The organism is Kothea flammea, assembly GCF_052161645.1.
Lineage (GTDB): Bacteria > Planctomycetota > Planctomycetia > Pirellulales > Pirellulaceae > Laterigemmans.
In genome coordinates this window covers 7,614,521-7,628,930 of record NZ_CP197414.1, presented here as the reverse complement: position 1 = coordinate 7,628,930, position 14,410 = coordinate 7,614,521, and the positions used below count along the sequence as shown (strand labels likewise).

Here is a 14,410-nt window from a genome sequence, read left to right as displayed (position 1 = left end):
AACGCGTGTGCGGGTTAGCGAGTCGGGTTGGAAAGTTCGCGGGGGATGATTCGCATCAGCCCTCGATTATTTGTGCTTTCTCTGGCTATTATAGGAGAGAGTCGAATCGCGTGTTCCACCGATTTGCCAGCTAGTCTCCGAATGAGTCTCTTCCTCTTGCTACCGGCCCCCCATGATTTGCGTTAGCGTTGGCAGAACACGGCACAAACACACGATCGCTGAATATCACCATCTTGCCGAACAGGGGGTCGAACTGGTTGAGCTGAGGCTCGACTTTATTGGTCGTAGCATCAATCTTACTCGGTTGTTGAAGGATCGTCCCTGCCCAGTGGTGATCACATGTAGGCGGCGTGAGGATGGTGGGCGCTGGCAAAAGAGCGAGCAAGAGCGACTGATGTTGCTGCGCAACGCGATTGCCACGGGGGTCGAGTATGTCGATTTGGAAGCGGACGTGGCTGCCACCATCCCGCGTTACGGCAGCACGAAGCGAATTGTCAGCCACCACGATTTTGTGCAAACGCCTGAAAATTTAGCCGATTTGCATCGTCACTTAGCGGCCCAGGAGGCGGACATCGTGAAAATTGCCACGATGGCCAACACGGTTGATGACACTCTGCGGATGATGGACCTAGCCCGCAACGCCAAGATTCCGACTATCGCGATCTGCATGGGGGAACTGGGGACATCAACGCGAATCTTGGCTGGCCGGCTTGGTGCTCCCTTCACGTACGCTTCGTTCTCCACGGATCGGCGGTTGGCCCCCGGGCAATTGAATTACAGCGTCATGCGCGACTTGTACCGTTATGACGAAATCGGCCCTGCGACACAGCTGTTTGGGGTGGTGGCTGACCCGGTGGGGCACAGCCATAGCCCGTTGATCCATAATGCGGCCTTCGCAGCTCAGGAAATCGACGCCCGATATTTGCCCTTTCAAGTTCCCATTCAAGATCTCGAGCAATTCATCAAGGCCGCGCCCGGTTTGGGGATTCGAGGGCTGAGCGTTACGATTCCGCACAAAGAGTACGCGTTGGATTTGATGACACAAGCCGAAGCAGCCGCGAGCGGGATCGGCGCAATCAACACCATCGTCTTCGATGGTGATCAACGGCTTGGTTACAATACCGACTATCGGGCCGCCATGGAGTGCATTGCCAAAGTCTTTCCCACTTCTCCACACGAAGAGTTGCCATGGATGGGCAAACGGGCTTTGATCTTGGGAGCGGGTGGTGTCAGTCGAGCAATCGGCTGGGGATTGCACCAAAAGGGCGTTGCGGTCACGATTTCCAGTCGCACGCACGAGCGGGCTCATGCCTTAGCCGAAGAAATTGGCGGAGATACCGTGATGTGGGACAAGCGACACGAACCGCAGGTTGATCTCTTGGTCAACGGTACACCGGTCGGCATGCACCCCGATTTGGACAACACCCCCTTCCGCGCCGAGTCGCTTAATCCAAAAACTGTGGTCTTTGAGACGATCTATAATCCTGAACGTACGTTGCTGGTAAAGAACGCACATCAAGTCGGCTGCACCACAATCACGGGCGTGGAAATGTTTGTTCGCCAAGCCGCTTATCAGTATCGCTTGTTCACCGATCGCGATGCGCCGATTGATTTGATGCGCGATGCCCTCAAGTTGGCCACCAACCCGGTGCGGCTGAATATTAACCGACATGATGATGAGGGGCACGCTGATCAAGCGTCCGTGTAAGTAATCGATGGATCACTCAGCTTCCCCTAAGCCCCTTCCCGCCCCAGCCAACATCGTCTACCGTCAGGCCACGCCGGCGGACGTTGAACCACTGTTGGAGATGTTGGCTCCCTTTGCCACGGCTCGCAAGCTGCTGCGACGTTCGGCGGCCGAGCTATTGCTGTTGATTAAACACGGCTTTGTGGCAGAACTGGAGGGCCAAATTATTGGCTTTTCCGCGATCGAAATTTACAACCGGAAATTGGCCGAAATCCAGTCGTTAGCCGTCAGCGAAGGATTTCAAGGGCGCGGCATCGGCAAACGGTTGGTGATTCTCTGTTTGGAACGAGCCCGCGAATTGGATGTGATGGAAGTCTTAGCGATTTCCTCCAGCGAAGATTTTCTTCGCGGCTGCGGCTTTGATTACTCGCTGCCCGATCAAAAAAAGGCGCTGTTCTGCCAGCTCCGCCCGCGTGATCATTAAGTGAGAGTCGCTGAGCTGGAACAACCAAGCTGGCCGGGAGCGGCATTTCTCAGGCGAACTATTCGACTTCGGTCGCTTCCATCGAGTAGATCGCGTAGTGCCCTTCATCTCCGGGGTACTTAAATTCTTTGATTTTGAATTTGCCCTTCACGGCGACGGGACGAGTGGTGAATTCGGCTCGAGCCTCGCCTTTCATTTGCACAATGATGCAATCATACAGGGCGGCGCCTGGCCCAAAACAGCATTCCTGATTGTCTCGCACCAAGACAAACTTCTTGATGTTCTTCAGTTGCATAACTGAAGCTGGCAGAATGAAGCCGCGAATTTTGATTTCGCGATCGTGAAGTGCTTCGATCTCTTCGGTTAACATCTCGCGTTCAAATTTACCGTCCTTCTCGATGTCAAACGCTAGTTCATCGAAAGTGATGTCCGACTTGCGTTTGGGCAATCGGCGAGCGGCGCGAGGATCCTCTTCCGCGGCCAATATTTCTTCCGGAGTGGGCCTCTGGGCGGGGCGTTGGCCCCAAGTGGTGGACGCGAAGAGGGCTGGAGCCAAGAGCAACAAGATGACTGACAGTCCGCGGGTCCGCAGCGTAGCTAGCATGGTTCACAGCGTTTTAAAGGAGGTTCGAGGCGTCATCGCGGAGCCTTTGGTACCAACGAGCAACACTTCTAATTTACGATCTTCGCTTTTAAACGATAGAGAACTGGGTTGTCAAAGTCATCGCTCTTTCGCAAATATTTACTGACCTCAAACTCGCCAGCGAGTTTAAGCCGCAATTTTCCGGCGGCGACTGTCTCCCCCCGTGGCATCACCACTTCGATCATGCTGCTGCTCCGCGGTTCGCCTCCAAAACAGCATGTTCCCAGATCGGGAACGAGCACAAAGCGGCCGAGTTGTCCGCTGCCCGAGGCGGGGTGAATGTACCCTTTGAGGAAGATGTCCGCTCCATCGAGCTCGGCTGCCCGGGGCGTTGGTGCATCCGGATATTTCTCTGGCATTTGCAGCTCGTAAAAGCCGACCCGTTCGTAGCCCTCGGGAACTTCGGTTAAATAAATGTAGGTGTGCATCGTCAGCCCACCGACCAGCAGAAAGGCATTCACGGTCATGCCGACTTGCGCAACCAAACCGCCGCTGTATTCGTTTGGATAGCGGCGAACGGTGCGGATCGCCATCGCTGCCGAGAGAATCCCGAAGGCGGCGAAAGCGATTAAAGGTTCGAACGTGGGGACTAGTCCTGGCAAAGCCAACACAAACAGGATCAACGAGACGATCGCTCCGCGACTGATGGCCCGATAGGGAAAATCAGAAGTTGCCATCGTCTCGGAGAAGAGATTTTCGACCGGTGCGGGGGGAGCCGAAGTGGACATAATTCGAGCAACAAGTCGAGGCAAGGAAACGGAGATCGACAGAAACGCGAGGTGACCGGTAAGTTCACAAAATTCCGCTTTGCTGCCGCGATCGGCGACTTTCCTGCTAACGGCGAACTTTCACCGGCACCATTTCGGGGCGTGGTTGGGGACCGCCGCTGATTACGAGAAAACCCATGATCAAAAACGTCAGCCCCGCTGTGCCAACTACGGAGAGTAACCGCCAGCGGTTCGGTCCGGCTAACCCGACGAGTGAGTTCGCATTCACAAATGCGTTGTCGCTAGCCAAGGAGTTGGCCGCTAGGTCATTTGCGGGAGCCTGATTTCGAACGCTTTTCGCTATTGGAGGTGGGTTCGCACTTGCAAGTGTTTGGCCAGCAACCGGGGTGGACACTTGGGCAATTTTCGCAAACGAGGTCGCCTGGCTTGCGGGTCCCTGATTTGGGGGCATGTATTGCGAGGTCTCGCCAACTTTGCTGTCGGGCACCACTGGTTCGGAGAAGAACGTGTTGGCCCGCTTGACCGCGTCGGGGTCGATTTCCTTGAACTTCTCAATCGCTTCTTTGGCTGCCGGCAAGGGGCAGGCTCGCATGTAGTTGACGACCGGCACACGGATCCAGTTGGTATCGGCATCGGCTTCTTTAAAGAGTTGCACGAGACGGTCGATTTGTGTCCAGTCGCTCCAGCGCGCCAAATCGGGGATCACGAGGTCGGCCAGGTCGGGGCGTTCCAGTACGCTGTGCAGCGTCTTCAGCAAATCAGAGCGAGGGATCACATCGGCCTCAGATCCTTGGAAGCGAATCGCCAGGATGGCCGCAAAGGTATCTGCGTAGGGAGCTTGTTTGTTTGCCAGGAATAGCTCTTCGACCGTTGCCAAGCCGTCGCGACCGGCGAGGGTCAAATAGCAGGAGACGAGCGAATCGAGTCCCTTGCGATCTGCCGGCTGGGTGCTGCGCAGCATTGCTTCCAGCATCGCCACGTCGTCCTCGGTTCCGCAAACGCTGAGCATCACCAGGTAAAGTCGACGGCGGTTGATGGTCATCTCGGGATCTTTAATCCAAGCCACCAATTGGTCGTGGTCCATCTCATCTTTGAGCTTCTTGATGGACTCAAACGGTGTGCTGGCGAACTCATCATAAGCATCGGCGGCGAGCATGCTGGACTCGTCTTCCAAGTACTGTTGGAAGAACCGCAATCGCACGATGTCTTCGGCGGGCAGCTGCATGACCTTACTGAGATACTCTTCGGAGCGACTGTCGACCGGCAGCGGCGAAGACCACAGCAATGCTTTGGGCTCGACGCCGCTGAGCATGAATCGCCGGCCCGCGTCCACGCCGCCATAATAGACCGTGCGAATGATCGCGCCCGGTTCAATAAACTCGCCACCTTTGAGCACGGAGACAACTCGCAACGGCACTTCGCCGGTTTCCTCGTCACGAATGCTGTCCGCAGTTGCCTCGGCAATCACCACGGCATCCATCGCTGCCATCTCTTCCCGCAGTGTTTGGCGAATCGACGTGCAGAATGGGCAGGCCGTCGCGGGGAAACCGCCCCACAGCACCGCCAGGCTTAACAGGGAAACCATGAACAGGTTCGTTCGTGGTGAACGAGCAAACCTGCGAAGTTGAACAAAGGAGGGCATAACGAATGATCGCGAAAGTGAATGGGATAGTTGGTAAGGGCTATCTTTCCTCATCATACGTGACGGTAGACCCTGAGGTGAAGTGATTTGGCCAATCTTGTCGATTAAAGCGGCCGCCAGGATGCCGCGGTGGCCGTCAAAATCGGCAGACTCCAGCCAATCTGCGCTGGAATTCCCGCAGCGTGCTGGGAGTGGGCGAACTTCTACAGTTAAGGGTTTAAGTTTTTCGCCACATCTGTGCGATAGCCAACAAAGGCGGGCAACAGTCCGGCCAGGGCTGCTAGGCCAAGCACAAGTGGGACGACCCAAAGTTCAGCCGGACTGACTGTGAATAGCCCCACTTGGACGCCCGTCTTCTCCTCAATAATTGGGCCAGCCGCGTAAACTCCCAGATGGGCGAGGACCCAGCCCAATACGGCCCCCCCGACGGCGATCAACAAGCTTTCGCAGAGGATGATCGCCAGCACCGTGTCGCGTCGCGCGCCGAGCGCTCGCATCACGGCAATGTCCCGCTTGCGATCACTCATCGAATTATAAATGCTGACTAAAATTCCCACGGCGGCGACCACGCAGGTGATCACCGTGATGCCCAGCAATGCCTGCAGCAACGGCCCGACGATGATCGACATTAGATTGGTAATCTCGCCGACCGGTGCGGCGGCTTGTGTCCGCACTTGTTTGCTGATCGTTTTCTGCATTCTCGCTGCGAAAATTCCGTCGGCTCGCAACAAGATCGCCGTCAAGTCGCGGCGGGCAATTGGCAACGGCTCGTAGCCTAATTTTTCAAAGTCGTCAGCCGAGTATTCAGTGCTATCTTCCGCGTCGTCCTCCGCATTCGCCAAGACTTGCTGATCACCGATGGCTGGTTCATCCGCTTCGATGACCCGCGCGTGACCCTCCATCAAATAGAATCCTTCGATATTCACGAACGCCGCGCGATCATTGGGAGTACCGGTCGATTCGAGGATGCCCACGATGACGAACTCGACGCCATGCCCATGTCCGTCAGGGTCGCCGTGCGAGGGGTCAATCTTATCACCCAAGCCGGCTTTCATTTCTGCCGCCACGCGAGCCCCGATGACCGCTTCATAGGGACCGTGCTCGGGATCGTCGGAGCGGAAATTGCGGCCCTCCTTGAAAGTGAAATCTTGATCGACGTTGGGGCCATGTTTGAGCTGGTCAAAGAAATCAGGCGTGGTGGCCACGACGCGAAACTCGCCGTAGTAATCACCGAGCGCGACCGGAATCGCGAAGCCACCCATCATGTATGGTGCGAATTTACCGTCGCGCTGAATGTCGACTCGCTCCAGACCATTATAAATGTGTGCTTGGCGAGCCCGTTCGTCCTGCGGCAAGTACTCGAGATATTCATCGTAAGGAATCGTTTCGATCGGTTGACTCAAGTAGTAAACCGTATTGAGCGTCAACTGCAGCGGGCTGCCTTTGGCACCCACGATCAAGTTGTAACCGACGGTCGAATTGCGGCGAAAAGCGTCATCGATAATGCCATAAATTGCCAACACCAACACCGTCAACGCGATTCCCAACGCCAAGGAGATCAGTGTTAACGCCGAGGAGAGTCCCCGCTGACGCATGTTTCGCCAAGCGATTTGAAACAGGCTCATGGCAAATTCTCCGTGACTGCTGGGTTGCTGAAGATGCGATTGATCTGCTCCAGATCTTCGATGCGAGAGAACTGATCGGAGACGACTTGCGTGTGAGTTACCAGCAGCAGAGTGATCGCTTCGTCGTCGCAAGTTTCACGAATCAAATCAATGATCGCTTGCTGGTTGCCCGGGTCGACGTTGGCCGTTGGTTCGTCGGCCAGCAGCAAGCGCGGGCCGCCCGCCAACGCCCGGGCGATCGCCACGCGTTGCTGTTGGCCAACCGATAATTGACTGGGGCGGTAATGCAAGCGATCTCCCAAGCCAACGCGATCCAGCAAGCGGCGAGCTCGTTCGCTGTCATGTTTGCCCGAGGCGAAGCTCATCCCCAACCGCACATTCTCAAACGCCGTAAAGCCCGCCAAGAGGTTAAACGTTTGGAACACATAACCAATTCGCGATGCGCGAAAACGATCGCGGCCCGCTTCGCTGAGCCCACTCAAGTCGAGCCCGTCGACGATGATGCTGCCAGAGTCGGCGACGGTAATCCCGGCGATCGTGTGCAGCAACGTTGTCTTGCCGCCACCCGAGCGTCCAATCAAGGCAACTTGCTCCCCGGCTGATAATTCCAAGGATGGAATATCGAGCACAGTCAGGCGACCACCGCCCGGCTGGGGAAATGTTTTGACGACGTTCTGCAGGGAGAGCATTGACAGCGGTGGGGTTATTAACAGCGGCGGGGTTAGCGTGAGCGCATGGCCCGTTGCAGGCCACGTTCGGTATCTCGTTTCTTAATCGTCTCGCGTTTATCGTGCAGTTTCTTGCCTTTGACCAGTCCCATCACGCATTTCGCCAAGCCCCGATTGTTGAAATACATCCGCAGGGGAACGAGCGTCAGGCCCCGCTCGTGGGCCCGCTGGGCGAACTTGCTAAACTCCGCCTGATGAACCAACAGCTTCCGCGGCCTGCGTGGGTCGTGATTCCATAAACCGGCATTATTGTAGTGTGCAATGTCAGCCCCAATCAGCCACAGTTCGTTGGACTGAATGCGAATGTAGGCTTCGTCAAGCGATAGCTTGCCATCACGCAACGATTTGACCTCGCTGCCTTTCAGTGCCAAACCGCATTCCACCGAATCCAAAATTTCGTAACGAAACTTGGCTTTCCGGTTCTCGGAAATCATCTGGACGCTGGGGCCTTTGTCCTTCTTGCCACCGGAGCCGGCTTTTTTGTTTTTGTTCTTAGCCATGAAACGTACGTGTGGGCCACTGGGTATACATCTGGATAGAATCTAAGTGAGAACGCAATCAGCCCACAGGGGAGTTAACGAAAGAATCACTGAAATGGTTCGCGATCATTATTGTGGGTGGAGAGATATTTCAGCAAAGCCAGCCGATTGGAGTCGAAAGCCATCTGACTCAATTGCTCGTCGCCGGGGATTCCGGTCCAATAGCCGGCGACTTCCCGCGAGTCCGCTTCGATGGCTTCAAAGGAATCGATTTGGCTGATAAAAAACAGGTCCAGCACCGCGGCGGTCAAACCTTGGTACGTATATTGGTTCGGCAGCGACATCAAGTAGTTGACTTCGGTTACTTCCAGCCCCACTTCCTCTTGCAATTCGCGGCGGAGCGCTTGTTCAGCCGTTTCGCCACGATCGACAAATCCTCCTGGCAAACCATACTGGCCTTTGCCCGGCTCGCGTGCTCGCTCTATCAACAAAACTTGCTGATTGCGATCTCGCACGATCACGCCCACCGCCGTCACCGGCCCAAAAAAGAAAACAAAGCCACATTGATCACAGCGAAAGGGGACAGCCCCGATGGGTTCTGCTTCGGTCGCGCAGCGGGGGCAAAAACGAAACGCTTCGGGTAGTGGTTTTTCAAAGTTCATTATCCGCCTAAAGTTAACACAACCAGCCGCCAAATTTCTATTCTCAACCAGCATCCTAGCGGAGCCGACGCGGTGCCACACGACGGGATCATTGTCGAAAATTTATCGAAGCGTTTCGACGACGTGACGGCTGTTGAACAAATCTCGTTCCAGGTCGAGCCGGGGGAGATTTTTGGGTTTTTGGGTCCCAATGGGGCCGGCAAAAGCACCACCGTGGCGATTTTGACAACGTTGCTTCGTCCCTCTGCCGGTTCGGCCAGCGTCGGCGGCTTTGATGTGGCTACCGAAGCGCGGGCCGTTCGCCAAATTGCCGGGGTTGCCCTGCAGGAAATCGGCTTGGACCCGCTGATGACCTCCTTGGAGCTGCTCAGTTTACATGCGCGTCTATTCGGCATGAATCGTCGCCAAGCTCAGCAACGGGCGATGGAGTTGATTGAACTGGTGCAACTAACCGATGCCATCGAACGCCGCGTGGGTAAGTATAGCGGTGGGATGCGGCGACGTTTAGATTTAGCGATGGCGTTGGTGCACCAGCCGCAAATTTTGTTTCTCGATGAACCGACAACCGGGCTCGATCCAGCCAGCCGGCGCGATATTTGGGATGAAATTCGGCGGCTCAACAGCCAATTTGGGATGACGATCTTTCTCACCACGCAATATTTAGAAGAGGCCGATGCGCTGGCCGGACGGGTGGCAATTATCAATCAAGGACAGATTGCCATCTCGGGCACGCCGAGCGGTCTGAAGGCTGAGATGGGGGGCGATTCCATCAACTTGGATTTTGCCGCTGAGCAAGACGTGCGGGCTGCCGAGCAATTATTAACCGCGTCTCGCGATGAGCTGGGGATCGACCGTCTCCAGTCCGATCAATTGACATTGCGTTTGTATTTGCGAAATGCTGCGGCGGCCGTCGCCGCCGTGGTGCGAAAGCTGGACACGGTTGATGTGCATCCCCGGCAATTGACGTTATCACAACCGACGCTCGACGACGTTTTCCTGCGTGTCACCGGCCATCGTTATCAGCAGGAATAGATCCACCATGAGAAACGAACCGATGATTGCAGCGGGAGAATTTACGCGTCGCCAAGGTTTTGCCGCCTTGCTGCCGCAAACTTTAATGTTGATGCGGCGAGCTTTGATCGTAAACTTTCGCATCCCCGGTATTATTATTCCGCCGCTGTTGATCAGCGCTTTTTTCTTGTTGATCTATGACGCCCAGCTGAGTGGTGTCTCGGGGCAGTTTCTGCCAGTCGGTCATAGCTACTTGGGATTTATCCTGCCGTTGTCGATCGTCAGCGCCGCCTTGGGTGGATCGTCGATTGCCGGCCAAACAATCGTGACAGATATCAGCAGTGGCTATTTCAACAAACTGGCGCTGACACCGGTTAACCGAGCCGCTTTGCTGCTCGGTCCGATGTTGGCCAACGCACTGATCGTGGCCTTGCAAGTGAGCGTGATATTTTCCGTCGGAGTGTTGCTGGGCTTACGTCCCGCGACCGGCATTTTGGGCTTTGTCCCCACGATGTTACTTGGTGTCGTTCTAGGGGTGGGGTTTTCCGGTTTGACAGTCGGCATTGCCTTGATGACGGGCAGTTCATCGGCCACCGGTGGAGCCAGCTTTCTCTTCTTTCCTTTGACCTTTTTGACTTCCACCTTCGTCCCCAGCGATCAATTGACCGGTTGGATTCGTTACGCGGCCGCGCTCAATCCAATCTCCTACGTGCTAGCTGCGATGCGATCGCTGATGAACGAAGGATGGAATATTAATACGCTGTTGATCGGCGTCATCTCAGCAGGCTTGTTATTTGCCTGCTGCTTTTCCTTCGCCCTGTATGGGCTGCGGGTCCGCAGCCGAAAAATCTAAACAGGGCCAAGTGATAGTTGCTTACCGATCTTCTTCCGGAATTCCCATCTCGGCACGATTTGGATATGCCGGGCGGGCGGGAGGCGTGGCTGCTTTCGTATCCAGTTCTTCCAGCAGGTGCTTAATCGCGGCATCCAACTGCGGATCGCCACCGTCGAGCATCAATGCGGGGTCATCGATGACTTCGATATCGGGATCGACACCATGGCCTTCGATGCCCCAGGTTCCGTCGGTTTCGTAGTAAGCAAACGAGGGTGCGGTCACGCTGGCGCCATCGATTAAGGCGGGGCCACCGGTGATTCCCACCAGGCCGCCCCAAGTGCGGCGACCGATCAGCTTGCCTAAGTTGTTTTGTCGAAACAGGGCGGGGAACATGTCACCACCGCTGCCGGCCAGCCCGTTGATCAGCATGCACTTTGGCCCTTGATGCGAATCGGGGGGCCAGCGCCAATCACGTCCATCGCGTCGCGCCCAGTAATTGGTGGTGGGGCGATTCAAAAGCTCGATAAAGCGAGTTGGAATCTGCCCTCCCCCGTTCCAGCGATCGTCGATGATCAACGCGTCTTTACCAAGTTGGGCGGAGAACTGGCGAACCAAGTCATTCTGCCCCGGTACGCCCGTGTTGACCACGTAAATGTAGCCAATTCGACCGCCCGATTTATCTGCCACATGTTGTCGATTTTGTTCAATCCAGGCGCGAAAGCGGAGGTTGCTGTCGTTGCCCAGCAGCTTGACAGCCACTTTCTTGTCCTCATCGTCCAGCTTGGCATCGTCGCTGATGGTTAAGGAAACGAGTTGCCCTTCCAAGCCTTCAAACACGGCGTAAGGATTTTGGTCAGCGGTCAACGGTCGGCCATCCACATCGAGAATAAATTGGCCGACTTTCACACCACTGGTAACCAACGGGTTGCGCGCGTCCGTATCCCAAGGGCCGCCCTGGTACAGTTCGGCGATTCGGTATGCACCCTCGGCCGCTTCGAAGCGGCAACCTAGTAAACCGACGTTGGCGTCGGGGCCTGGCTCGCCATCACGGACACCGCGATAGTAGGCATGACCGACGTTCAGCTCGGAAATCATCTCGCCGATGATAAAGCCCACGTCACTGCGACTGGTGGCGTCGTCCAGCAGTTTTTCGTATTGCTGTCGCACGGCCACCCAATCGACGCCGTGCATCGTCGGATCATAGAAGAAGTCGCGTTGCATTCGCCAGGCATCGGTGAAAATCTGCTTCCATTCAGCTCGCGGATCGATCGAGACTCGCATCGCGTCGGTGCTGACTTTATCTTTCAAACTTTGCCCGGCTGCGGCGGAAACAATGTAGAAACCACTTCCCGTTCGCACTAACAATTGTTTGCCGTCGGCTGAGAGCTGAAAGCTGCCTGCCCCGCCGAGGACATCCTTTTCCTTGGGATCGTCCGCGGTGATCTCGAATATCTTGATCGATGGCGGCCCGTTATTGCCACGGCGGGAGTAAATCAAATGTCCTTTCGAGTTGACCGCCATGCCACCAAATTGTCCCGGCTCGATCGGCAAGGGCAGGACCCGTGCGTCGGCATCTTCAAAGTCGATCGAAAACGGCTCTGCTTTCTTGTCATCTTTGCTCTTACCCGCTTCGTCATCGGCTTTGGTCTCTTCTTCAGAGCTGACTCCCTCACGCGTTCCTTCCAAGGGTGCGTCAATTCCTAAAGCTTTGATTTGCAATTTGCCGGTTAACTTGTTTCCCTCGATCGTACCTTGCAACGTGGCTGCACCAGCCGGGGATTGCACCTCGCAGCTGAACTGCTTTGTCGCCGCGTCGTATCGCCCCGCTTGGATGTTGAGCTCTCCATCGGGCGTTTTGACCACGCCGGTCACTTCTCCGTTATCACCCAGGCTCAGCACAAAAGTGGCAGTCCGCATGGCGCTGGGGATCAAGTCCGAAGCGAAAGAAAATGTCCATGTGCCCGAGATCGGGTCCGCGGAACCTTCTTCCGCTGCATCCTGATCTTCATCTTGAGCTTCCCCATCTTTGTCTGCATTGTCTTTGTCTGCATTGTCTTTGTCTGCATCGTCTTTCTCGTCTGCGTCAGCTTCATCCCAAGTGACTTCGTCGATCTTCGGCAACAAAGGGTTCGCCACGTCGGCTCGCAGCGGCAGCGCCAGCATCACGCTGGTATCGGTGTAGATAAAGCTGGTGCCCAAGTCTTCGTATTTGGGACCATTGAAATTGCGATTGGATTGAAAATAGAGAAAGTCACCCTTGGCATCGAAGGTGGGATTGGATTCGTTGAAATAACCTTGCGTAAGCTGTTGGTTACTGCCGTCGGTCAAGTTGTAAATCCAAATCGAGCTACTGATGGAGTAGTCGTCTTTGCTCTTTGTGTAAGCGATATAGTTGGAATCATGAGACCAGCTGTAATTAGGTTGATCACCCGATGGATTGACGCTGATCTCCGTCGTCTTTCCTCCTTCGATCGTATGCAGCAGCAACGCGCCGGTCTTGTCGGTAAAGGCCAGGTGCTTCGAGTCGGGGGACCAATTGGGCGAATAACGCCAGTGGCTGCCGTTATCAGTCAACCGCCGTGTTTCTCCACGCCCGTCGCTTTGTTTGATGGTTAGTTCATATTCGCCGGTGGCATCGGAGAAGTAGGCGATCCAGCGTTTATCGGGACTCCAAGCCGGATAACGTTCGGCGATGCCCGGCGTGCCAGTTAAATTCCGAGGCGTGCCATTTTTAGCGGGGGCAGTCCAGATGTCACCTCGCGCTTCGACGGCGATGCGTTTCCCGCTGGGCGAGATCGAGGCGGAGCTGACATATTCCGCCGCGTCAATAATTTGCGGTCGCAGTTTCGGTCGATCGCCGGGAATCCGCACTTCCACTGCGGTCGTCGTCTCGGTCTTGAGATCGAGCAGCACCAGTTCCGCGCCGTGTTGCAGAACGATCTCGCCGTCTCCGTCGGGACCTGGGCCGATCGAAGGCCATTTGACATCATAGTCGGCGTACTTGGTGATCTGCTTGCGCGCCCCGCCGTTGGTGTCATACATCCAGATGTTCAAGCGATGTTGGGGACCATCATCGGAGAGATAGTAGATTGCCTGCCCATGCCACATGGGCAACGTATCGGTCCCTTCCCAAGTGGTCACTTGTTGGCTGCGACCAGTCTCCAGGTTGAGCATCCAAATGTCGGATGCCATGCCACCGCGGTATCGCTTCCAGGTTCGCGTGTCGCGACTGTAAGGGGTGTATGCCAGCCACTTGCCGTCGGGGCTGATAGCACCGTTCGACCCATAGGGTACGGCCAAGCGATTGGGTAATGGTTGCTCTCCAGAAACGGTGAACAGCTGAGTCATCCGGCCAAGTCCAGCCAGGCCATTGCTGCTGAACAGCAACGCTTCATCGGGAGTCCAATCACAGAGTGTCTCGCCGGCTGAATGGTAGGTCATTCGCTGGGCTACCCCACCGACCGAAGGCATCACATAAAGATCAGTTCCGCCGTCATAATTTCCGACAAAAGCGATACGGTCTCCCGCGGCATTAAATTTGGGAAACGACTCCATGCCATTGGCGCTGGCAAGCGGAGTTGCCACCCCGCCAGTTCTCGGCACCGTCCACAAGTTGCCGGCGTAGCTAAAGACGATTTCAGACTTGCTGACGTCTGGATATCGCAACATGCCGGCGGCTGGGGTCGTGTCGGCTTGGCAGGGTGACCCTGTCTGCGAGATAGCCAACGCTAGCAGCATGCTGGTCGTCAGCGAGCTGCGACAGATTTTTGCAGTGAGCAGCGACGCGAATGAGCGGAGTGATTTGTTTCTGGGCATCAGGAAGGTCACGGCTGGAAGTGAATACAGGCTGTTAAAAATGCGACAAGCCGATCGATTCTTGACCACC

General features: G+C 55.7%; 12 protein-coding genes. 4 read left to right on the top strand and 8 right to left on the bottom strand.

Going from position 1 to position 14,410, the window contains the following annotated elements:
* Nucleotides 1–172: 172 nt before the first annotated feature.
* The gene (gene aroE, locus SH139x_RS28440) at nt 173–1,708 is read left to right on the top strand and encodes a shikimate dehydrogenase (RefSeq protein WP_488353098.1); all 1,536 of its coding nucleotides are present in this window, start codon (nt 173–175) and stop codon (nt 1,706–1,708) included.
* A gap of 7 nt (nt 1,709–1,715) precedes the next feature.
* On the top strand, nt 1,716–2,171 hold the full coding sequence (locus SH139x_RS28435) for a GNAT family N-acetyltransferase (protein WP_488353097.1): 456 nt from the start codon (nt 1,716–1,718) through the stop codon (nt 2,169–2,171).
* Nucleotides 2,172–2,229: 58 nt separating this feature from the next.
* On the opposite strand, the gene SH139x_RS28430 is transcribed toward SH139x_RS28435, so the two are convergent.
* The 7 genes from SH139x_RS28430 to SH139x_RS28400 all read right to left on the bottom strand — a co-directional run bounded on the left by SH139x_RS28430 (nt 2,230) and on the right by SH139x_RS28400 (nt 8,678).
* Nucleotides 2,230–2,775, bottom strand: coding sequence for a DUF3299 domain-containing protein (locus tag SH139x_RS28430; protein ID WP_488353096.1), 546 nt, complete (start codon nt 2,773–2,775; stop codon nt 2,230–2,232).
* Between the two features lie 68 nt (nt 2,776–2,843).
* Nucleotides 2,844–3,542, bottom strand: a complete 699-nt coding sequence (locus tag SH139x_RS28425) for a DUF3299 domain-containing protein (RefSeq protein ID WP_488353095.1) — start codon at nt 3,540–3,542, stop codon at nt 2,844–2,846.
* 106 nt (nt 3,543–3,648) lie between these two features.
* Nucleotides 3,649–5,127, bottom strand: a complete 1,479-nt coding sequence (locus tag SH139x_RS28420) for a hypothetical protein (RefSeq protein WP_488353094.1) — start codon at nt 5,125–5,127, stop codon at nt 3,649–3,651.
* Nucleotides 5,128–5,393: 266 nt separating this feature from the next.
* Entirely contained in the window at nt 5,394–6,809 is a 1,416-nt protein-coding gene (locus SH139x_RS28415) for an ABC transporter permease (RefSeq protein WP_488353093.1), read from the bottom strand.
* Nucleotides 6,806–7,498, bottom strand: a complete 693-nt coding sequence (locus tag SH139x_RS28410) for an ABC transporter ATP-binding protein (RefSeq protein ID WP_488353092.1) — start codon at nt 7,496–7,498, stop codon at nt 6,806–6,808. Before SH139x_RS28410 ends, SH139x_RS28415 begins: the two co-directional genes overlap by 4 nt.
* A gap of 32 nt (nt 7,499–7,530) precedes the next feature.
* Nucleotides 7,531–8,037 (bottom strand): SsrA-binding protein SmpB, encoded by a 507-nt coding sequence (gene smpB, locus SH139x_RS28405; protein WP_488353091.1) that lies wholly within the window; start codon nt 8,035–8,037, stop codon nt 7,531–7,533.
* Between the two features lie 86 nt (nt 8,038–8,123).
* Nucleotides 8,124–8,678, bottom strand: a complete 555-nt coding sequence (locus SH139x_RS28400; RefSeq protein WP_488353090.1) for an NUDIX hydrolase — start codon at nt 8,676–8,678, stop codon at nt 8,124–8,126.
* A gap of 72 nt (nt 8,679–8,750) precedes the next feature.
* Between SH139x_RS28400 and SH139x_RS28395 the strand changes: the two genes are divergently transcribed.
* On the top strand, nt 8,751–9,710 hold the full coding sequence (locus SH139x_RS28395; RefSeq protein WP_488353089.1) for an ATP-binding cassette domain-containing protein: 960 nt from the start codon (nt 8,751–8,753) through the stop codon (nt 9,708–9,710).
* A 7-nt stretch (nt 9,711–9,717) separates the two neighbouring features.
* A complete protein-coding gene (locus SH139x_RS28390; RefSeq protein WP_488353088.1) occupies nt 9,718–10,542 on the top strand; it encodes an ABC transporter permease in 825 nt (274 codons plus the stop codon).
* A gap of 21 nt (nt 10,543–10,563) precedes the next feature.
* On the opposite strand, the gene SH139x_RS28385 is transcribed toward SH139x_RS28390, so the two are convergent.
* Entirely contained in the window at nt 10,564–14,340 is a 3,777-nt protein-coding gene (locus SH139x_RS28385) for a S41 family peptidase (RefSeq protein WP_488353087.1), read from the bottom strand.
* Nucleotides 14,341–14,410 lie beyond the last annotated feature (70 nt).

Excerpts from the sequence above, each read along its gene's own strand:
- smpB (WP_488353091.1), bottom strand. The coding sequence starts at position 8,037 with ATGGCTAAGAACAAAAACAAAAAAGCCGGCTCCGGTGGCAAGAAGGAC.
- SH139x_RS28425 (WP_488353095.1), bottom strand. The coding sequence starts at position 3,542 with ATGTCCACTTCGGCTCCCCCCGCACCGGTCGAAAATCTCTTCTCCGAG.
- SH139x_RS28400 (WP_488353090.1), bottom strand. The coding sequence starts at position 8,678 with ATGAACTTTGAAAAACCACTACCCGAAGCGTTTCGTTTTTGCCCCCGC.
- SH139x_RS28385 (WP_488353087.1), bottom strand. The coding sequence starts at position 14,340 with ATGCCCAGAAACAAATCACTCCGCTCATTCGCGTCGCTGCTCACTGCA.
- SH139x_RS28420 (WP_488353094.1), bottom strand. The coding sequence starts at position 5,127 with ATGGTTTCCCTGTTAAGCCTGGCGGTGCTGTGGGGCGGTTTCCCCGCG.
- SH139x_RS28415 (WP_488353093.1), bottom strand. The coding sequence starts at position 6,809 with ATGAGCCTGTTTCAAATCGCTTGGCGAAACATGCGTCAGCGGGGACTC.
- SH139x_RS28410 (WP_488353092.1), bottom strand. The coding sequence starts at position 7,498 with ATGCTCTCCCTGCAGAACGTCGTCAAAACATTTCCCCAGCCGGGCGGT.
- SH139x_RS28435 (WP_488353097.1), top strand. The coding sequence starts at position 1,716 with ATGGATCACTCAGCTTCCCCTAAGCCCCTTCCCGCCCCAGCCAACATC.
- SH139x_RS28430 (WP_488353096.1), bottom strand. The coding sequence starts at position 2,775 with ATGCTAGCTACGCTGCGGACCCGCGGACTGTCAGTCATCTTGTTGCTC.
- SH139x_RS28390 (WP_488353088.1), top strand. The coding sequence starts at position 9,718 with ATGAGAAACGAACCGATGATTGCAGCGGGAGAATTTACGCGTCGCCAA.
- aroE (WP_488353098.1), top strand. The coding sequence starts at position 173 with ATGATTTGCGTTAGCGTTGGCAGAACACGGCACAAACACACGATCGCT.